Below are 17478 nucleotides of genomic sequence, written 5' to 3'. Positions count from 1 at the left end.
ACCGGCAGAACGCGACCGGCCGACATCGACTCTGCTGCGACCGACGGCCGCAGGCCGGTGGACCATCAGTCGCCACCGTCGAGGAGCATCGCCACGTCGTCGTGGAGGGCTGCGAGGGCGCGGTCGAAGGTGGCCAGTCGACCGTTTCGCGAGCGGGTCAGCCCGGCCAGGTAGGCGTCGGTCACCTGCCTGTGCCCGACGACCCCGCGCATGTCGATGACGTCGTAGCCGAGTTCGTCGGGCCAGAACTCGTGTCCATCCGCCGCTCGGAGGGCGCGCACCAGATCCAGGGCCTGCCGCGCGGTCGCGCCGCCGCGGAGGAGGAATCGGACGAGTGCCCCTTGGGTGACGGGGCAGGTCGCGAAGGGTTCCGAGCGCTGCGTGAACCACGCCTCCGTGAGGTCGTGGTGGACGTGGTCGGTGACGGTGAGCGCGATCAGTGCATTGGCGTCGAGCAGGACCGTCATCCGTCGTCGTCCAGCGAGCGCACCTCGTCGCTGGTGACCACTCGGCCGAGCGAGGCGACCTGCAAGCCGGTGCGGCGGCTCGTGCTGACCCTTACCGGTCCGGGTGCAGCCAGGGCGGCGCGGAGCAGCCGGGTGACCGTGTCGCTCAACGAGCTGTTGGAGTCGCGGGCGATGGCGGCTGCCACCCGGTGGATGTCCTCGGGGAGGTCGATGGTGGTGCGCACCGACACAGCCTAGCGTCGTGATGCGACGTGCGACCTTCTCGCATCACAGTGACGGACGAAGGCAAGGGCTGAGCGCCGGCGAGCGGGTGATGGAGGGCCGGTGCCCCGGTTCCCGGTTGCCGGTCACCGACGTGCGCACTGTGCGGTAGCGGAGTGTGGCGGCGTGCGTCCGGCTGCCGACTCCACCGTCTCAGCTCGCAGGCGCCAGCACGTCGATCCCCTCGTCGCGGGCCGCGGCCGCCAACCGTTCGTCGAAGGTGACCAGCTGCGTGGCACGGATGCCGATGGCGGAAGCCAGATGGATGGCGTCCAGGGATCGCAGCGTGGCCGGGCCGATGGTCCTGGCCTGGTCGAGGACGACGGGTCGCAGCGGGAACTCGTCGATACCGGAGAGAGCGGCTTCGGTCAGCCGGCCGAGGTCGGGAACGTCGGCGCGGCGCAGAGCGCGTTCGACCTCCATCCAGGTGAGCGCCGAGGAGGTGAGCAGATCGCCGGCTGCCGACAACCGGCTGAGCAGTGCCCGTACAGCTGCCGACTCTGGCTCGACGATGACCCGCTTGAGCAGGGCGCTGGTGTCGAGGTAGACGATCACCGGGGGTCGGCGTCGGGCTCGAGCAGGTCTCGGGTGGTCGCGCCCGGTGGCAGGTGCACCGTGGGCGCCACGTCACGGAACGGCGTGCCGGGTCGGACCGATCCGGCCGCACGGGCGCGTGCACGATCCGATTCGCCGGGCTCCAGGCCGAGGTACCGGTCGAGGGCCTCGCGGATGAGTTGCTGCTGCGGCCGCCCAGTGGCCGCCGCGGCCTGGCGCAGGGCCTTCGCTGCCGCGTCGCTCAACCGCAGGTTGGTGGCCATGGAAGCGATGGTACCGCTCCAGCGCAGTTCGGTACCAGATCAGAAGTTCCTCCGGTAACTGGGCGACGGCGAGGTCGACGTTGGCGGCGACCGCCCGCCACACGGCATCCCGTGATGTCGCCGGCGGCCTGCTCAGGCAGGATCCACCGGATCGAGGGCCGGGGTGACATCGGTCGCCGAGAAGCCGGTGCCCTTGAAGAGCAGTGGTTCACCGGTGGCGCGGGCCAGCGCATAGGTGAAGCAGTCACCGAAGTTCAAGCGGGCGGGATGGCCGCTGCCCTTGCCGAAGTCGCGGTAGGCCCGGCGGGCGATGTCCGCCTGCGACCGCGTGACCGGTTCGACGGTAACGGGCACCGCGGCCAGGAGGTCGTCGAAGCGGCCGCTGAGCACCGGGTCACGGTTGGCGTCCACCACGACGGCGGTCTCCAGGTAGGTCGCGGCCGAGGTGCGAGCCTCGTCTGCGGTGGCCAGCGCCTGGATGTAGCGATCGGCGTCCGGTTCTCCGCGCAGGATCGCGATGAGAGCAGACGTGTCGACGATCATCGGGGCAGGCCTGTCTCGTCGTAGAGGAGGTCGCCGTGGTCGCTACTGCGATAGGGCTCGACCCACCGATCGGCTGCGTCCCCGGCGATCCTCTGGAGCAGGGCGGTGCGATCGGATGCCGCGGCGGAGCCCCGGCGCCGAACCCGATCGAGACGTTCGCGCACCGCCACGGTGATGGCCCGCGTGAGGTTCTCGCCGGTTGCGTCGGCGAGTTGGCGGGCGAGCTCCTCGGTTTCCGGGTTCTTGATGTTGAGACCCATGGTGGAAGTCTGCCCGGTGCATCTACCCTTCCACCTACCGCTGGGCCGCCGGCCCGCGGCGGCGACGCGTTCGCCGCCTGCTCCCGCACGCTGGTCCTGCTCACCCGGTACTCGGGCGAGGAAGCCGAAGGCGTGCCGGTCGGCGGCCGGATGTCGGCGCCGGCCGGAACTTCCGTCTCCCGGTCGGCCCGCGCGGCCTGCGCTCCGCCACTGCGGGCAGCGATTGCTCAGGGCTACGCGACGGGCGGGTTCGCGGACGCGCTCTCGCGGCGGGACGCCGGCGGTCGCCACCCCGTGGTGTCGCGGCGGGGTGGCAGCGGCCGGTCGGCCGGTGCGGCCTGCTGTACGACGGCGCCGCGGCTCGGCGCCAGGTCGGCCGGGTCGACGGTGATCGACCGGAACCGCCCGTGGACCAGGGCCGGCGCGAGGTCCGGGCGTGCCCGGGACATCTTCTCCTCCGCCGTCTGCGCGACGAGGACGCACGGGGTGCTGGCGGGCGAGCCCAGGTACGGCCGGGACGCCGCCCCCGTCATCGGGTACCAGGGCACGCCCATCGCGCGCAGCAACCGGCGCACCCGGTCGTCGACGATGGTGACCAGGCCGGGGACGTCGCAGTTGCGGGCGTACCGCCAGAGGCCGTGGCACAGGGCCACGCTGAGCTCGGCACCCGCTGCGCCGGCGCGGTAGCGGGGGTCCACGGCCAGGCTCGCCACGTCCCACACGTCCCAGGGGGCGAGGCCGGCCGCTCCCAGGCGGTCGGCCACCTGCAGGTGCCACGGCTCACCCGCCACGTCGACCAGGGTCTTCACCGGGGTCCCGGCGGCGACGATCAGCCGTGCGGTGCCCAGGGCGGCTCCGCTCCCGTCGTCGATCACCACCACGAACCGCGACCGTGCCTCGTACGGCCCGTACTCCTGCTCCATGACCTCGGGCGTGTTGCCGAACGCCTGCAGGAAGACCCGAGCCTCGACCCGTCGTGCGGCGTCCCGCTCCTCGGGGGAGTGCGCCACGAGCAGCCGGAGAGCCATGTCAGAAGGATTTCGCGACGACGGTGCGGGCGGTGAAGAAGTCGACGGTGAACGCCACGGCGACGTCCGGGTCGAACGCCTTGCAGGTGTAGATGTCCACCGAGAAGAACAGCCGCGGCTGCTCCCAGGCGTAGAAGTGCGCCCCCGACGTCTCCCAGTGGATCCAGCCGGCCCAGCCGTACAGGTCGGAGCGGTGGGTCACCGGCTCGAGGAGCTGCACCATGTCCACCTCGCCCGAGAGCGCCGAGAGGTACGCCCGGATCTGCGCGTCGTCCACGGGCCGGGCCGGCACACCCTCGATCACCAGTCGCTGCCGGACGATCTCCGGCGCGAGGTCGCGCCAGGCGACGGGGCGGTGAACCAGTTCCCGGGAGGGTGAGGACGGCGTCACTCGCCCATGGTCCCCAGTCGACTGCACACCGTGCTGACCGGTGCCGGCGTGTCGCGCCGGACACGCGGGTCACATCTCAGTCGGCGACCGGGCGCTGGCTCAACTGGGGGATCAACGATTCATCGACCAGCCCCGAGTCCCAGGCAGCCAGCCAGCGCAGGAAGTCGTCGACCGGCATGGGGCGGGCGATGGCGTACCCCTGGGCGACGTCGCAGCCGAGGCGGGCGAGCGTGGTGCTGGTCGCCAGGGTCTCGACCCCTTCGGCCACCAGGCTCAGGCCCAGGGCGTGGGCGAGCGCGACGGTGCTCTGCACGATGGCGGCCGCCCGGGGATCGCGGTCGACGTCGGCGGTCAGGCTGCGATCGAGCTTCAGCTCGTCGGCCGGCAGGTGCCGCAGGTAGGCCAGCGAGCTGTACCCCGTGCCGTAGTCGTCGATCGACGTGCGGACGCCGGAGGCGCGCAGGTCGGCGAGCACCGTGCGGCCGCGCTCGGGATCGGCCATGAGGGTGTCCTCGACGACCTCCAGCGTGAGCGCCCGCGCGGGTAGGCCGTGCCGGTGCAGCGCGGCGGCCACCTTGCCGGCGAGGTCGAGATCGGTGACGTTCGCCGCCGACAGGTTGACCGACACCGGCACCTCGCGCTCGGGCCACCAGCGGGCGGCCGCCGCGAGCGCCAGTTCGAGCACCCGGTCGGTCAGCGGCCGCAGCAACCCGGCCTGCTCGGCCGCGGGGAGCAGGGAGCCGGGCATGAGCAGGCCCCGGGTGGGGTGGTCCCACCGGACCAGCGCCTCGGCGCCCACGATGCGGCCGTCGTGCATGTCCACCTGGGGCTGGAGGTAGACCCGCAGCTCGTCCCCGTCCAGCGCCGTCCGCAGCTCCTCCATGGTGCGCAGCCGGTCGCTGCCGGAGGTGCCGGTGACGGGGTCGGGCACGTAGACGTGCACGCCTTCGCGGGCGCGTTTGGCGCTGTACATGGCGACGTCGGAGCAGTGCAGCAGCTCCTCGACGGTCGTCGCCGGTGCCGGCGTGGTGGCGACGCCGATGCTGACGCCGACGTGCAGCCGGACGCCGGCCACCGTGAACGGCGCGAGCAGCAGGTCGCACAGCCGCCCGGCGAGCGCGCGTGCCTCGGCCGGCTCCGCGGCCGGCATCAGGACGGCGAACTCGTCGCCGCCGAGCCGGGCCAGGACGTCCCCGGCTCGCAGCGAGCTGCGCAGCCGCGGGCCGATCTGGCGCAGCAGGTCGTCGCCGGCGGAGTGGCCGAGGCTGTCGTTGATCTCCTTGAACCCGTCGAGGTCGAGGATCAGGAGAGCGGCGGGCCGCTCCGGGGTCGCCGAGGTGACGACGCGCTGGGCCTGCTCGAGCAGCGCGCGGCGGTTGGCGAGCCGGGTCAGCTCGTCGGTCCGCGACTCGAGCTTGACCTGGTTGTAGCCGCGGACCTCGCGGAAGGTCACGGCGATGCGGACGACGCCGGCCAGGACGCAGCCGAGGGCGAGCCAGCGCGCGATGTCGGGCACCGGCTCGGACCACGCCGGGCTCAGCACCACGAGGCTGGCCACGAGGCAGGCGAGCGGCACGGCGAGCAGCCGCCAGCCGATGCGGGAATCGGTGTCGTCGACGGGGGCCGGCCGCTCGACCGCGCCGTCGGCGGCCGCGGCGGTCAGGACGACGCAGAGCAGCCAGCCGAGTTCGAGCGGGCCGCCGTCGACGTAGGTGCCCTGCACCTTGAGGGCGAACAGGACGATGTCCGAGGCACAGAGGGCGGCCAGCCCCGCGCCGAGGAGCACGAAGGTGCGGTCGAGGCGCACGCCGAGGATGCCGCCGACGGCCATGAGCACGGCGATGAGCAGCACCGTCGTGATCGGTGCCACGAGATCGACCGCGGCCACCGGTGTCCCGCCGGGGTCGGTGCGGAGATGGGGGCCGAGCAGGAAGGCGACCCCGGCGGACAGGCTGCCGAGGGCGGCCACGACGCCGTCGAGCCACATGCTGGGGTGGAAGCGCGGCACCCGGGCGCGGATCAGCACGACGAGGGGCACGTACACGAGCAGGTAGGCCGCGAAGGAGACGACGTGCGAGAGCGCGGAGGACGGCTCGTTGCCCTGCAGGCCGGCGGAGAGCACGCGCAGCACGTTGCCTATCGCGCCGAGGGTCAGTGCGGCGGCGAGCGCGGCCCAGAGGAGTCGCTCGGTGCGCACCCGGCGCGTCGCGAGCACGCACGCCGCCGCGGCGGCGAGGTAGGGCAGGTTGTAGAGGACGACGTCGTACGTCCGGTCCCACGCCGCGCCGGCCGGGCGCGGCCCGATGCCGGTGGCGAACAGCGCGACCAGGCCGATGGTCACGAACAGTGCGAGGCCGGGGCGCCGCCGCGTGACGGCGTCCTGATCTCGCTGGTCCACGTCGGGGACAACGGCGGCGGAGCGCGGCAGGTGCACCGATGCGGGCTCCGGATCACCCGGAGGGGGGAGGCGCGCCGCTCGAGCGATCTCGGCGGTGCCGGCCGGCGCGCACGGTCACGGATGCCGCCTCGACTGCCGATGACGGACGTGTGGAGACTGCGCACGGGTACGGAGGACTGCCGCCGCGGATCGCCGGCCATGGTGCCGATCCGGGACCGCTGACGAGCGCGACCGTCGTCCTCCGCACTGTGGGAGCGGCGGGATACGGCCGCCACGCCGCACCGCCGTCCGCCTACGGGCCGTCCGACGTCCATCGCCTGCTCCCCGTGCCGCCCATCGCTTCTGCTGCGCCGGAGCACGCCGACTCCGGGGGCGAGCGGGGAGAGGCCATCGACCATGCAGTCCACGTCGAGGTCGTCGGTACCGGTGGCGGCTCGCCGGGCGAGGAGTCGATGAAGACCACCGGTTTCTGGGCACGTCTTCGCCTGCTGCCCAGGGCGGCGTAGCGCACGGGCCTGGATGGCCCGGCCGCGGCTGGTACGGCCTTCAGACCAGACCGTTGTCGACCGACTGCTGCCAGGCCATCTCGTCGATGACGGCGCGCTTCTCGACGTCGTCGAAGCGCACCTTCTTCCACCGGTGCCCCTGATCCGTTCCGGCGGAGGCGCTGCGGTGCCACTCGCCCTTGCGGGTCAGGAGCCACGAGCGGCCGTGGAAGTCGGGCCCGGTGAACAGCCAGCCCGAGAGCCGGCTGAGGCCGTTGCGCTGCGTCCGGGGGGCGCCGGCGTAGGGGAGGACGTAGAGGCAGGCGTCGGTGAACTCGGCGGCGGTCAGCCGGCGCAGTACGTGGACCGCCGAGCGGATCTCCTGCTCGGTCCGCGGCTCGGAGCGGACGTAGAGGTTCCAGACCGCGTCCTCGTCGGCCAGCTCGAGCAGCGTGCTCCGCTGTCGCAGGCGCTCGGCCTCCGCGGCTGCCGCGGCCTCGCGGGCCTGGCGCTCCTCGGCGACCGCGGCGTTGCGCGCCCGGAGCCGGGCGTTGGCCAGATCGCGGTCGCACACCCGCCAGCCCTGCCAGAGGCCCGAGTGGTCGCCGCACACCATGCGGGTGCACTCGGAGCACTCGCCCACGGCCGGGGTGCCACATCGGCACACCGCCGCGCCGGCGTCGTCGCTGCGGGTCTGGAGGTACGCGGTGCCGCAGCGGGCTGACTCGCCCGGCTCGGCCACGCCCGATGTTCCCGCGCCGACGGTGACGGGCTGGGCGGCCGGGACGACGGCGTCGCAGCGCCAGTAACCGGGGAGGATCTGCGTGCGGGTGTCCGTCGCCCCACAAGCGGGACAAGGCATGACCGCAGCGTAGGACCGGGTGGGGGTCTTGGAAGGCCAGCACCGTCACGTGTCGGAGCCGCTCTGTACGTCCGTCACAGGCGCCACGCACGTGGGGCGGGGAGCGCTCGGCCTGGCCACTACGTGGGCCGCGGACCGAAAGTGACGGAATGGGTGCAGATCCCCGTTTCGGGTGGACGCCACCAACGGGGGCGAGACAGCCGGATCCCATTCCATCCTCCGGTGGTCCCTGACGTCGGGGTCACGCCGCGTTCGGAGCGGCGGTCCTGACCCGGCGAATCCGTCCTGGATCCCGCCAGCGGGATCGGTGGTGCGCGGGCAATCCCAAGCGACGCAGTATTACGCCAAGGCTCAATCCGAGCGGTCCACTTCGGTAATCGCGAGCTAACGGAATTGAGGAGGCTGCACCGCGCCCGCAGCCGGGGTGCGCGCCTCCAGACCACGATCCTCGTCGGCCACTGCAACGCGGTCGCCGCTCTGGACGAGCAGATGGAGCGCCAGGCGTACCCCGGTTATCGCGTCATCGGCTGTTGCCTGCCGGCCGACCAGTACCGCCCCGCTGCCGACGCCTTCAACGGGCTGCCCGTCCTTGGAAATCTGAGACAGGTGGCCAAGGTCGTCAGCAAGTACGAGGTCGACAGCGTCGCCGTCCTGCCCTGCCCCGAGCTCGACGGGCCGGCGCTCCGCAGGCTGGGCTGGGATCTCGAGAAGACGCAGGCTGAGTTGCTGCTCGCCCCGGCGGTCACCGAGATCGTCGGGCCCCGCGTACGGATTCGCCCGGTGTCTGGTCTTCCCCTGATGCACATGGAGCGTCCGGAGCTCAAGGGCGTCCGGCGGCTCACCAAGCACCTGTTCGACAAGACGTCGGCCGGCGTCGGTGTGTTCGTCCTGCTCCCCGTCCTTCTGGGCATCGCGCTCGCCGTCAAGACGACCAGCCGCGGTCCGCTCTTCTTCCGACAGGAGCGCGTCGGCCGCGACGGTCGGTCCTTCTCCATGCTGAAGTTCCGCAGCATGGTGGTCGGCGCCGACCGGATGGTCGACAGCCTCGCCGCGGAGAACCAGGGCAACAGCGTGCTGTTCAAGCACAAGGCCGATCCGCGGATGACGCGCGTGGGCAAGCTGCTCCGCCGGTACTCCCTGGACGAGCTGCCGCAGTTGTTCAACGTGCTGCGCGGCGAGATGTCACTCGTCGGTCCCCGCCCACCGTTGCCCACGGAGGTGGAGCGGTACGGGTTCGACATGCACCGCCGGTTCCTGGTCAAGCCCGGGCTCACCGGCCTGTGGCAGGTCAGCGGGCGGTCGGACCTGTCGTGGGACGACTCGGTGCGGATCGACGTGCGCTACGTCGAGAACTGGTCGCTGACGTACGACTTCATGATCCTCTGGGAGACCGTCGGAGCAGTGCTGCGCGGCTCAGGGGCGTACTGACCGCAGACGCGGAAGCCTCTCACTCCTCGGCCGGCTCGCCGAAGTCCGCGGGCTGGACAGCATGTCCCGCTAGGCCGGGCGGCATCGCCCCTGTGCGCCCTGTGTTGGGGGAGAAGTGAGCCGGATCTCGTCCCGATCGGGTTGGTCATGCCTACCGGGGTGGCATCGGGCGCGGGCCACGCTCTACCGTCCGGAGTGATCAGCGGGGGCCGTCCGACGTGCCGTCCTCCTGCATGGGCGTGGAACAGGAGCAGGACGTGAAGATCTCGGTCATCGGCTGTGGCTACCTCGGGGCGGTGCACGCCGCTTCCATGGCGGAGCTCGGCCACGACGTCGTGGGCATCGACGTGGACGAGGCCAAGATCGAGTCCCTGTCCCAGGCGAAGGCGCCGTTCTACGAGCCCGGGTTCGAGGAGCTGCTGGCGCGCACCCTGGAGACCGGGCGGCTGCGCTTCTCCACCGACTTCGCGGACGCGGCCGGCTCCGCCGTCCACTTCGTCTGCGTCGGGACCCCGCAGAAGCGGGGCGAGTACGCCGCCGACATGCGTTACGTGCAGGGTGCGGTCGAGTCGCTGCTGGGAGTGCTCGAGGCCGGGGAGCTGGTGGTCGGGAAGTCGACCGTGCCGGTCGGCACCGCGGCAGCTCTGGCGGAGCTGGTGGAGGCCAAGGTGCCGGGTGCGCTGCTCGCCTGGAACCCGGAGTTCCTCCGGGAGGGCTTCGCCGTCGAGGACACGCTGCACCCCGACCGGCTGGTCTACGGCCTCCCGGCCGGCGCCGACGGCGACACGGCCCGCGCGCTGCTCGACGAGGTGTACGCGACGATCGTCGAGCGCGGCACCCCCAAGGTGGAGAGCGACTACGCCACCGCCGAGATGGTGAAGACGGCCGCGAACTCCTTCCTCGCCACGAAGATCTCGTTCATCAACGCCATGGCCGAGTTGTGCGAGGCCACCGGCGCCGACGTGAAGCTCCTGGCCGACGCGATCGGCTACGACGACCGGATCGGCCGCAAGTTCCTCAACGCCGGCCTCGGATTCGGCGGCGGCTGCCTTCCCAAGGACATCCGCGCCTTCATGGCCCGCGCGGGGGAGCTGGGAGCCGACCAGGCGCTCACCTTCCTGCGCGAGGTGGACAACATCAACATGCGGCGGCGCCTCCGCATGGTGGAGCTCGCCCGCGAGGTCTGCGACGGCTCGCTGCTCGGCAAGCGGGTCGCCGTCCTCGGCGCGGCCTTCAAGCCCGACAGCGACGACATCCGTGACTCCCCGGCGCTCAACGTCGCCGCCCAGCTGCAGCTGCAGGGTGCCGTCGTCCGGGTGACCGACCCGGCCGCGGTCGAGAACAGCCGGCGGCTGTGGCCGCAGCTCGACTACGCCGACACCGCGGAGGAGGCCGCCGAGCGCGCCGACGCCGTCCTGGTGCTCACCGAGTGGAAGCAGTACCGGCAGCTCGACCCGGTGGCCTTCGGCCGGATCGTGAAGCAGAAGCGGGTCCTCGACGGCCGCAACGCCCTCGACCGCGAAGCGTGGACCGCGGCCGGGTGGTCCTACCGCGCCCTCGGCCGCCGGGCCGGCTGAGTCGCCGGTCCTCCTACCGCGGCACCTCGGGCAGCGCGTCCTCGGCGAACTCGTCGGCGTTCTGCCCGAGGGAGTCGTTCCGCAGATACTCCCACATGCGCTCGCCGGCCGTCTGGTCCAGGTAGACGACGCTGGCCGGTCCCTCCATCCCGGTGCCGAGCACCGGGGCGGTGAAGAACTCGACGTGATCCGGCGTCAGGCTGCGCAGCGAGTAGGCGAGAGACAGCAACTCGCCGTTGCCCAGCGTGTCGTCGAGCTTCACCGCGCTGGTGACCGCGAGCAGTGCGGCGTCCAGCCGAGCAGGGTCGGTGAACGTGTCGGAGCTGAAGAGCTTGCCGAACATCGCCTGCAGGTACTGCTGCTGCCGGCGCACCCGGTCGAAGTCGCCGCCGGCCAGTCCGTAGCGCTGCCCCAGGTAGTAGCGGGCCTGCTTCCCGTTCAGGTGGTTCTCGCCCGCGGGGAACGTGTACGGGCCGTTCGACGTGGTCTCGGCGACCACCACGTCGACGCCACCCAGGTCGTCGGTCACCTGGATCAGCCCGTCGAAGTCGATCGCCGCGTAGTGGTCGATGCGCACACCGGTGAGCTCCTCCGCCGTCTGGATGAGCAGGGAGGGCCCACCGAAGGCGTACGCGGCATTGATCTTGTTCGTGCCGTGCCCGGGGATGTCCACCCAGCTGTCGCGGGGAATCGAGACGACCTGCGCGTGCTGACGGTCGGCGGAGAACCTGGCCAGCATGATGGCGTCGGACCGGCCGTCGGGAGTCTCCCCGGGCTCGAGCTCTGCCCGGGTGTCCGAACCGACCAGCAGGAAGGTGACCGGGTCCTCGGCGGCCGGCTGCACCGGCGTGGCCGGTGCCGGGCGGGCTTCCGCATCGATGTCTGCGAAGACGTCGCTGACGCGGTCGATGTTGCCGGCGTAGCGCTCGGTGAGGTACCAGAAGCCGCCACCGACCACGAGCAGCAGAACGGCCAGGAGGACGCCGAGGCTGACCAGCACGGTGCGCAGCCGGCGTCGCCGAGGGGCGGCCTCCTGCTCGTCGTCCGTGCCTCGGTCCGGCCGGGGGTCGTCCTGGGAGCCGGGTCCGGCTTCCGCCGTGACGTTCGGCCGAACGCGCGCGGCGGACGAGGAGTCCGCGGGCGGCGTCGCGCCTGGTTCGTCGGTGCTCATCTCTCCCCCGTCCGGCCTGCTCGCGACCGAGGGTACGGCGCGCCAGGCGGCTTTCCGACGGTTCTGCTCACGTCGGGTGACCACCGCCGGGGAGAGGGGGAGGTCAGCCCCCGTCGACGGGGCGGCGCGTGAACGGGATCGTCCCGGCCAGCGGTGCCCTTGCCGTCGCGAACACCGGTGCAGCCGGCAGAGGCGCATCGAACGGATCGCCGTCGACGACGAAGTTCAGCCGGCCCGACGTCCTCGACTCCTTGGCGTCGGCCAGGCGGATCGCTCCGCTGAGCAGGAGCCCGAACACCAGGGCGAGCCCCATCCACACCGCTGCAACGACCCACACTGCGCTCATGTGTTCTTCCTAGGGGAGAGCACTTCGGTTGCTCGACTCAAGATCACGGCGTGGCTTGCCGAAACCCGATGGGTACTTCTGTGTTTCGCTGGTGTGCCCGATGCAGATGTGATCCATGCATGCTGCCGAGGCTGGTGAGGCGCTACCAGTCGCTCCGGTAGCCCTCGAGCCGGTGGTCACGGGGCGATGTGTTCCACCTCCGGGTGCCGGCGTGCAGGGAATCCGCAACGATCCGACGTCCCGCTCCTGCAGCCGCCCGGGAGGGCGGGACGGCCGAGACGAGTTGCCGGCGCATCACCCGGCTCCGCAGGTACCGGTCCACCTCGACGTGCAGCCTGCTGGCCCGGTCCCGCTCGTCTGCCAGCCTGATGCTGCGACCGATCCCCACCGCGATGGTGAGGGCCACGACGAACCACGCGAATCCACCGATCACCAACCAGGTCATGATCGTCACCTCCCGGCGTGGAGCCGGCGTTCACGAGGATCCCGACGCGGGAAGCGCGACTCTCGAGGTGTTCGTCGCCTTCCCGTTGGTTCCCTGCTCGCAAGGGAGGAAACCGGGGGTTCCTGGATCGTCATCGCTGGGTCTGCTGTCTCGGCGCGGTACACGCCGCCTCGATGGCCGCACTCGGACCGCGATGCGCGGACCGCCGCCGGCGGGGACCTACCGGGCAGATCACCAACGTGCTCTCCGGGCTGCGCACCGAGCTCTACGGCAAGGGGGAGATGCGCGACCGGACCCACGTCGACGACCACGCTCCGCCGTGCACGCCGTCCTCGGCCGTGGCCGCTCCGGCGAGACGTACCTGATCGGCGCGGACGGCGAGAAGAACGACCGCGAGGTGCTCGAGCTGATCCTCGGCCCCCCGGGAGTGGCGGGAGGCCCTCCGGGCCTACCTCAGCGAACTCAGCTGACCCACCCGTCACGACGCGCGCCGAAAAGGGGACGGAACGGTCAGGTTCCGGGCCGCACCTGCCGATGATCTCGTCGTGCTGTGGCTCTGGATCGTCGGTGGACTGGTCGTCTGGCTGGTCCTCGCGACCCTGCTCGCCGTCGTCATCGGCCGCGGCATCCGGTTGGGCGAACGCGGCACCGCCGCCAGCTATCCCACGCTGACCACCGCGGACCTGCCGCCCACCTTCGTCGCCGCCGCCCCGCCCGCTGCCCGCCGCGCCCGGCGGCGCGCCGTGCCGCTGCCCCCGGTCGGCATCGTCCTCGCCGGGCTCGCCGTCGGCCTCATGACCACCGGCTACGCCCTCCGGCTGGCCGGCGCCACCGGTCCGGCCGCCCAGCTGCTGTCGATGGACGCCGCCTCATCCCTGCCCCGGCTCTTCGTGGCCGGGCTCTTCGCCGCGGCAGCGCTCGCCGCGGTCGCCGGAGCCGGGCGCATCCCCGGTCGACGCACCTGGTGGCTCGCCGTCGCCCTCATCGCCGGTGGCATCGCGGCCGTCAAGGCCGGGGGAAGCGTGCACAACCGGGCGTTGAACGCCCTGGAGGGTGCCGTCGGCTACCCGGTCGCCACTGTGGCCAGCGCACTGGCCGCCATCGCCGTCGTCGGCAGCCTGTGGTTCCTCAGCCGGCACGAGCGCCGCGACCGGCGCCGCGTGGTCGGCACGCTCGCGCTCTACGCCGGAGCCTCCGTGGCGCTGTCGGCGGTCTCCTCCGTAGCCGGCGACTGGCGCGTGACGGCCACCTTCCTCGAGGAGTCCGGCGAAGCACTGGCCGGTGTCGCGTTCCTGATGGCGGTCCTGGTCGGCGTTGCGCCACGCCTGGTGCTCCCGGCCGACTGGGCGATGCGCCGATCCGGCGATGCGCACACCCTCGACCTGCCCGAGCTGCTGCCCGGGCGCGGCGTCGACGGCACGACCCAGGCCTGACCCCCATCCCAGGCACCACCTGACCGGGGGACGTCGGCCGGCGCCTGATCGCCGGACTCCTCGGCCGACCGGATGGCGCCGCCGAGGGCCAGCGCGATCACGGCGCCGGCGAGCAGATAGGCAGTTCCCAGTGTGAGAGACCAGGTCATGGATGCTGTCTAGCGCTCCGGGGCCACCGGATCCCCGCATCCAGGGCAACTCTGACTGAACAAGCGCTGACGATTCGGGTCGTGTCGAGCAGCGGCCGGCGCCCGTACTCGGCGCACGCCGCCCTGCTCCAGAACTGCCGTGCTTCCCGGAGGATGGGCGCAGACGGGTGAAACCGGGGCCGATCTCGGCTCACGGGGTCGCGTTCGCAGCGCCGGTTGCGCACACTGCGATATCGACACGCGTTCCCAGCCCTGACCGCACGCCTCCGGCGGCACGGGCGCTCGTCCTGGAGGCGGTGCCCGTCAGCGGTCCGCCTCCGGTGAACGGCACCGACGACCGAACGGAAGAGGATGACCACGGGGAACGATCACGCCATCGCCGCCGACCTGGCGACGTCGGCCGGAGAGCTCTTGCTGCAGGTCCGGAGCAGGCAGGTGCCGGACGCCGCTGCCCGCAAGGCCGCCGGCGACGCCGAGTCCCACCGCTTCCTGCTGGACAGGCTGCGGGAGCTGTGCCCCGGGGACGCCGTCCTCTCCGAGGAGGGCGCCGACGATGCCGCCCGCCTGAGCGCCGACCGGGTGTGGATCGTCGACCCGCTCGACGGAACCCGTGAGTTCTCCGAGCTCGACCGCAGCGACTGGGCGGTGCACGTGGCGCTGTGGGAGCGCGGCGACCTGACCGCCGGCGCTGTCGCGATCCCCGCCGAGGGGCTCACCCTGAGCACGGAGGTGCGCCCGCCCCGCCCCGAGGCGGTCGACGGACCCATCCGGCTCGCCGTCAGCCGCAGCCGTCCTCCTGCTCTCGTGCAGGATCTGGCCGCCGGGCTCGGGGGCGAGCTAGTCCCGATGGGGTCGGCGGGGGTGAAGGCCATGGCGGTCGTCCGCGGTCAGGCCGACGCCTACGTGCACGGCGGCGGTCAGTACGAGTGGGATTCCGCTGCGCCCGTCGCCGTCGCGCGGGCCGCGGGCCTGAACACCAGCCGCCTCGACGGCTCACCGCTGCGCTACAACCAGCCCGATCCGTGGCTGCCCGACCTGCTGGTCTGCCGCCCCGAGGTAGCCGACCGGCTCCTGGCCGCGCTGGCCGAGCTGCCCTCGGCCGCAGCGCCGTCCCGACCGAACCACGGGGGAGTCCACGCATGACCACCGCGCACTACGAGCTGACCCACCTCGACGCCCTCGAGGCCGAGGCGGTGCACATCTTCCGGGAGGTGGCCGCGGAGTTCGAGCGTCCCGTGCTGCTGTTCTCCGGCGGCAAGGACTCCATCGTCATGCTGCACCTGGCCACCAAGGCCTTCTGGCCGGCGAAGGTGCCGTTCCCGGTGATGCACGTCGACACCGGGCACAACTTCCCCGAGGTGATGGAGTACCGCGACCGCCGCGTCGCCGAGACCGGCGTCAAGCTGCTGGTCGCCTCCGTGCAGGAGGCCATCGACAAGGGTCGGGTCAGGGAGCAGACCGGCCCGCGGGCCAGCCGGAACCCGCTGCAGACCGTCGCCCTGCTCGACGGCATCGAGGAGCACGACTTCGACGCCGCGTTCGGTGGCGCCCGGCGCGACGAGGAGAAGGCCCGCGCCAAGGAGCGGGTGTTCTCCTTCCGCGACGAGTTCGGCCAGTGGGACCCGAAGAACCAGCGGCCGGAGCTGTGGTCGCTCTACAACGGCCGCCGGCACCGCGGTGAGCACATCCGCGTGTTCCCGCTGTCCAACTGGACCGAGCTCGACATCTGGCAGTACATCGAGCGCGAGGGCATCGAGCTGCCGTCGATCTACTTCAGCCACGAGCGGACCGTCGTCGAGCGCGACGGCATGCTGCTGTGGCCCAACGAGCACGTACCGCTGCTCGAGGGCGAGCAGCCGTTCGAGGCGACCGTGCGCTACCGCACGGTCGGCGACGTCACCTGCACCGGTGCGGTGGAGTCCGCCGCGAGCACGGTCGACGACATCATCGAGGAGGTCGCCGCCACGCGGCTCACCGAGCGCGGCGCCACCCGCGCCGACGACCGGGCCAGCGAGGCCGCGATGGAAGACCGCAAGCGTGAGGGGTACTTCTGATGGAGATGCTGCGGGTCGCCACCGCCGGGTCGGTGGACGACGGGAAGTCGACGCTCATCGGCCGGCTCCTCTACGACACCAAGTCGATCTTCTCCGACCAGCTCCAGGCGGTGGAGCGCACCAGCCAGCAGCGCGGTGACGAGTACACCAACCTGGCGCTGCTCACCGACGGCCTGCGCGCCGAGCGCGAGCAGGGCATCACCATCGACGTCGCCTACCGGTACTTCGCCACACCCCGGCGGAAGTTCATCGTCGCCGACACCCCGGGGCACATCCAGTACACCCGGAACATGGTCACCGGCGCTTCCACGGCGAACGCCGCGCTGATCCTGGTCGACGCCCGCAAGGGTCTGCTGGAGCAGAGCCGCCGGCACGCGTTCCTGGCCAGCCTCCTGCGGGTTCCGCACCTGGTGCTCTGCGTCAACAAGATGGATCTCGTCGACTACGACGAGGGCGTCTTCGACGCGATCGCCGACGAGTTCCGCAACTTCGCCGCGAAGCTGGACGTCGGCGACCTCGCCGTCATCCCGGTGTCCGCGCTCGCCGGCGACAACATCGTCAGCCGCTCGGCGAACATGCCCTGGTACGAGGGTGCCTCGCTGCTCCACCACCTGGAGGAGCTGCACATCGCCTCCGACCGCAATCTCATCGACGCGCGCTTCCCCGTCCAGTACGTGATCCGCCCGTTCTCCAGCGACCATCCCGACTACCGGGGCTACGCCGGCCAGGTGGCCGGCGGCATCCTCAAGCCGGGGGACGACGTCGTCGTCCTGCCCTCGGGGCTGCCCTCGCGCATCGCCGCCATCGAGACCATGGACGGGCCGGTGGCCGAGGCGTTCCCGCCGATGTCGGTGACGATCCGCCTCGAGGACGACATCGACATCTCCCGTGGGGACATGATCTGCCGGCCGCACAACCAGCCGACGGTCTCCCAGGACCTCGAGGCGATGGTCTGCTGGATGGGCGACGAGCCGATGCGGCCCGGCGGCAAGTACGCGATCAAGCACACCACCCGGCCGGCCCGGACGATGGTCAAGGACCTGCGCTACCGGCTCGACATCAACACGCTGCACCGCGACGAGTCGGCCCCGACCCTGGCCCTCAACGAGATCGGCCGACTGCAACTGCGGGTCACCGCACCGCTGTTCACCGACCCGTACCGAGTCAACCGCACGACCGGCAGCTTCATCCTCGTCGACGAGTCCACCAATGCCACGGTCGGCGCCGGGATGGTGCTCTAGTCGCGATCACTCTCGTTGCTGGTCTTCCGCGCCGCGCAGGTCCCGATGCATCATCGCGCGGTCGACGGACGGCTCCACCCCCTCGAACAAGGAGACGCCTGTGTCCCCGCCGGTCTCTCGG

General features: G+C 71.8%; 21 protein-coding genes. 8 read left to right on the top strand and 13 right to left on the bottom strand.

Features of this window, described 5'->3' with window-relative positions; translation table 11 throughout:
- Nucleotides 1–65 precede the first annotated feature (65 nt).
- The 9 genes from QOZ86_RS11495 to QOZ86_RS11455 all read right to left on the bottom strand — a co-directional run bounded on the left by QOZ86_RS11495 (nucleotide 66) and on the right by QOZ86_RS11455 (nucleotide 6166).
- On the bottom strand, nucleotides 66–467 hold the full coding sequence (locus tag QOZ86_RS11495) for a TA system VapC family ribonuclease toxin (protein WP_284492100.1): 402 nt from the start codon (nucleotides 465–467) through the stop codon (nucleotides 66–68).
- On the bottom strand, nucleotides 464–691 hold the full coding sequence (locus tag QOZ86_RS11490; RefSeq protein WP_284492099.1) for an antitoxin: 228 nt from the start codon (nucleotides 689–691) through the stop codon (nucleotides 464–466). Before QOZ86_RS11490 ends, QOZ86_RS11495 begins: the two co-directional genes overlap by 4 nt.
- Before the next feature lie 190 nt (nucleotides 692–881).
- Complete coding sequence (locus QOZ86_RS11485) at nucleotides 882–1283, bottom strand: type II toxin-antitoxin system VapC family toxin (protein ID WP_284492098.1); 402 nt, start codon at nucleotides 1281–1283, stop codon at nucleotides 882–884.
- Entirely contained in the window at nucleotides 1280–1546 is a 267-nt protein-coding gene (locus QOZ86_RS11480) for a ribbon-helix-helix protein, CopG family (protein WP_284492097.1), read from the bottom strand. The genes QOZ86_RS11485 and QOZ86_RS11480 overlap by 4 nt, the downstream gene beginning before the upstream one ends.
- A 132-nt stretch (nucleotides 1547–1678) precedes the next feature.
- Complete coding sequence (locus tag QOZ86_RS11475) at nucleotides 1679–2089, bottom strand: type II toxin-antitoxin system VapC family toxin (RefSeq protein WP_284492096.1); 411 nt, start codon at nucleotides 2087–2089, stop codon at nucleotides 1679–1681.
- Nucleotides 2086–2349 carry a type II toxin-antitoxin system VapB family antitoxin gene (locus QOZ86_RS11470; RefSeq protein ID WP_284492095.1) on the bottom strand — a complete coding sequence of 88 codons (264 nt, stop codon included), beginning with the start codon at nucleotides 2347–2349 and terminating at the stop codon, nucleotides 2086–2088. Before QOZ86_RS11470 ends, QOZ86_RS11475 begins: the two co-directional genes overlap by 4 nt.
- A 233-nt stretch (nucleotides 2350–2582) precedes the next feature.
- Nucleotides 2583–3377: a hypothetical protein gene (locus QOZ86_RS11465; RefSeq protein WP_284492094.1), complete on the bottom strand. Its 795-nt coding sequence runs from the start codon at nucleotides 3375–3377 to the stop codon at nucleotides 2583–2585.
- A 1-nt stretch (nucleotide 3378) separates the two neighbouring features.
- Entirely contained in the window at nucleotides 3379–3768 is a 390-nt protein-coding gene (locus QOZ86_RS11460; protein WP_284492093.1) for an S-adenosylmethionine decarboxylase, read from the bottom strand.
- Nucleotides 3769–3844: 76 nt separating this feature from the next.
- Entirely contained in the window at nucleotides 3845–6166 is a 2322-nt protein-coding gene (locus QOZ86_RS11455) for a putative bifunctional diguanylate cyclase/phosphodiesterase (protein ID WP_284492092.1), read from the bottom strand.
- Between the two features lie 326 nt (nucleotides 6167–6492).
- Between QOZ86_RS11455 and QOZ86_RS11450 the strand changes: the two genes are divergently transcribed.
- Nucleotides 6493–6672, top strand: coding sequence for a hypothetical protein (locus tag QOZ86_RS11450; RefSeq protein WP_284492091.1), 180 nt, complete (start codon nucleotides 6493–6495; stop codon nucleotides 6670–6672).
- 40 nt (nucleotides 6673–6712) lie between these two features.
- Here the strand turns inward: QOZ86_RS11450 and QOZ86_RS11445 are convergent, their stop codons facing one another.
- Nucleotides 6713–7513 carry a hypothetical protein gene (locus tag QOZ86_RS11445; protein WP_284492090.1) on the bottom strand — a complete coding sequence of 267 codons (801 nt, stop codon included), beginning with the start codon at nucleotides 7511–7513 and terminating at the stop codon, nucleotides 6713–6715.
- Between the two features lie 393 nt (nucleotides 7514–7906).
- On the opposite strand from QOZ86_RS11445, the gene QOZ86_RS11440 reads away from it, so the two are divergent.
- Both QOZ86_RS11440 and QOZ86_RS11435 read left to right on the top strand, forming a co-directional pair.
- A complete protein-coding gene (locus QOZ86_RS11440; RefSeq protein WP_284492089.1) occupies nucleotides 7907–8941 on the top strand; it encodes a sugar transferase in 1035 nt (344 codons plus the stop codon).
- A 257-nt stretch (nucleotides 8942–9198) separates the two neighbouring features.
- Entirely contained in the window at nucleotides 9199–10518 is a 1320-nt protein-coding gene (locus QOZ86_RS11435; protein ID WP_284492088.1) for a UDP-glucose dehydrogenase family protein, read from the top strand.
- Between the two features lie 13 nt (nucleotides 10519–10531).
- On the opposite strand, the gene QOZ86_RS11430 is transcribed toward QOZ86_RS11435, so the two are convergent.
- From QOZ86_RS11430 to QOZ86_RS11420, 3 genes are all read right to left on the bottom strand, one after another.
- Complete coding sequence (locus tag QOZ86_RS11430) at nucleotides 10532–11689, bottom strand: LCP family protein (RefSeq protein ID WP_284492087.1); 1158 nt, start codon at nucleotides 11687–11689, stop codon at nucleotides 10532–10534.
- 103 nt (nucleotides 11690–11792) lie between these two features.
- The gene (locus QOZ86_RS11425) at nucleotides 11793–12035 is read right to left on the bottom strand and encodes a hypothetical protein (protein ID WP_284492086.1); all 243 of its coding nucleotides are present in this window, start codon (nucleotides 12033–12035) and stop codon (nucleotides 11793–11795) included.
- 142 nt (nucleotides 12036–12177) lie between these two features.
- Nucleotides 12178–12480, bottom strand: a complete 303-nt coding sequence (locus QOZ86_RS11420; protein ID WP_284492085.1) for a hypothetical protein — start codon at nucleotides 12478–12480, stop codon at nucleotides 12178–12180.
- Between the two features lie 173 nt (nucleotides 12481–12653).
- On the opposite strand from QOZ86_RS11420, the gene QOZ86_RS11415 reads away from it, so the two are divergent.
- From QOZ86_RS11415 to QOZ86_RS11395, 5 genes are all read left to right on the top strand, one after another.
- Nucleotides 12654–12845, top strand: coding sequence for a hypothetical protein (locus QOZ86_RS11415; protein WP_284492084.1), 192 nt, complete (start codon nucleotides 12654–12656; stop codon nucleotides 12843–12845).
- A 180-nt stretch (nucleotides 12846–13025) separates the two neighbouring features.
- Nucleotides 13026–13913 carry a hypothetical protein gene (locus tag QOZ86_RS11410; RefSeq protein ID WP_284492083.1) on the top strand — a complete coding sequence of 296 codons (888 nt, stop codon included), beginning with the start codon at nucleotides 13026–13028 and terminating at the stop codon, nucleotides 13911–13913.
- 500 nt (nucleotides 13914–14413) lie between these two features.
- Nucleotides 14414–15205, top strand: a complete 792-nt coding sequence (locus tag QOZ86_RS11405; protein ID WP_284492082.1) for a 3'(2'),5'-bisphosphate nucleotidase CysQ — start codon at nucleotides 14414–14416, stop codon at nucleotides 15203–15205.
- Nucleotides 15202–16116 (top strand): sulfate adenylyltransferase subunit CysD, encoded by a 915-nt coding sequence (cysD, locus tag QOZ86_RS11400; protein ID WP_284492081.1) that lies wholly within the window; start codon nucleotides 15202–15204, stop codon nucleotides 16114–16116. Before QOZ86_RS11405 ends, cysD begins: the two co-directional genes overlap by 4 nt.
- Nucleotides 16116–17357: a sulfate adenylyltransferase subunit 1 gene (locus QOZ86_RS11395; RefSeq protein ID WP_284492080.1), complete on the top strand. Its 1242-nt coding sequence runs from the start codon at nucleotides 16116–16118 to the stop codon at nucleotides 17355–17357. Before cysD ends, QOZ86_RS11395 begins: the two co-directional genes overlap by 1 nt.
- Nucleotides 17358–17478 lie beyond the last annotated feature (121 nt).

It is taken from the genome of Blastococcus capsensis, assembly GCF_030165005.1.
Classification (GTDB): Bacteria; Actinomycetota; Actinomycetes; order Mycobacteriales; family Geodermatophilaceae; genus Blastococcus; species Blastococcus capsensis.
Note: the sequence above shows the minus strand (reverse complement) of the source record. Positions and strands in the feature narration are given on the sequence as shown.

Coding starts and splice junctions, on each gene's coding strand:
- QOZ86_RS11405 (WP_284492082.1), top strand. CDS start 14,414: ATGACCACGGGGAACGATCACGCCATCGCCGCCGACCTGGCGACGTCG.
- cysD (WP_284492081.1), top strand. CDS start 15,202: ATGACCACCGCGCACTACGAGCTGACCCACCTCGACGCCCTCGAGGCC.
- QOZ86_RS11395 (WP_284492080.1), top strand. CDS start 16,116: ATGGAGATGCTGCGGGTCGCCACCGCCGGGTCGGTGGACGACGGGAAG.
- QOZ86_RS11495 (WP_284492100.1), bottom strand. CDS start 467: ATGACGGTCCTGCTCGACGCCAATGCACTGATCGCGCTCACCGTCACC.
- QOZ86_RS11425 (WP_284492086.1), bottom strand. CDS start 12,035: ATGAGCGCAGTGTGGGTCGTTGCAGCGGTGTGGATGGGGCTCGCCCTG.
- QOZ86_RS11445 (WP_284492090.1), bottom strand. CDS start 7,513: ATGCCTTGTCCCGCTTGTGGGGCGACGGACACCCGCACGCAGATCCTC.
- QOZ86_RS11430 (WP_284492087.1), bottom strand. CDS start 11,689: ATGAGCACCGACGAACCAGGCGCGACGCCGCCCGCGGACTCCTCGTCC.
- QOZ86_RS11480 (WP_284492097.1), bottom strand. CDS start 1,546: ATGGCCACCAACCTGCGGTTGAGCGACGCGGCAGCGAAGGCCCTGCGC.
- QOZ86_RS11420 (WP_284492085.1), bottom strand. CDS start 12,480: ATGACCTGGTTGGTGATCGGTGGATTCGCGTGGTTCGTCGTGGCCCTC.
- QOZ86_RS11465 (WP_284492094.1), bottom strand. CDS start 3,377: ATGGCTCTCCGGCTGCTCGTGGCGCACTCCCCCGAGGAGCGGGACGCC.
- QOZ86_RS11470 (WP_284492095.1), bottom strand. CDS start 2,349: ATGGGTCTCAACATCAAGAACCCGGAAACCGAGGAGCTCGCCCGCCAA.
- QOZ86_RS11415 (WP_284492084.1), top strand. CDS start 12,654: ATGGCCGCACTCGGACCGCGATGCGCGGACCGCCGCCGGCGGGGACCT.
- QOZ86_RS11475 (WP_284492096.1), bottom strand. CDS start 2,089: ATGATCGTCGACACGTCTGCTCTCATCGCGATCCTGCGCGGAGAACCG.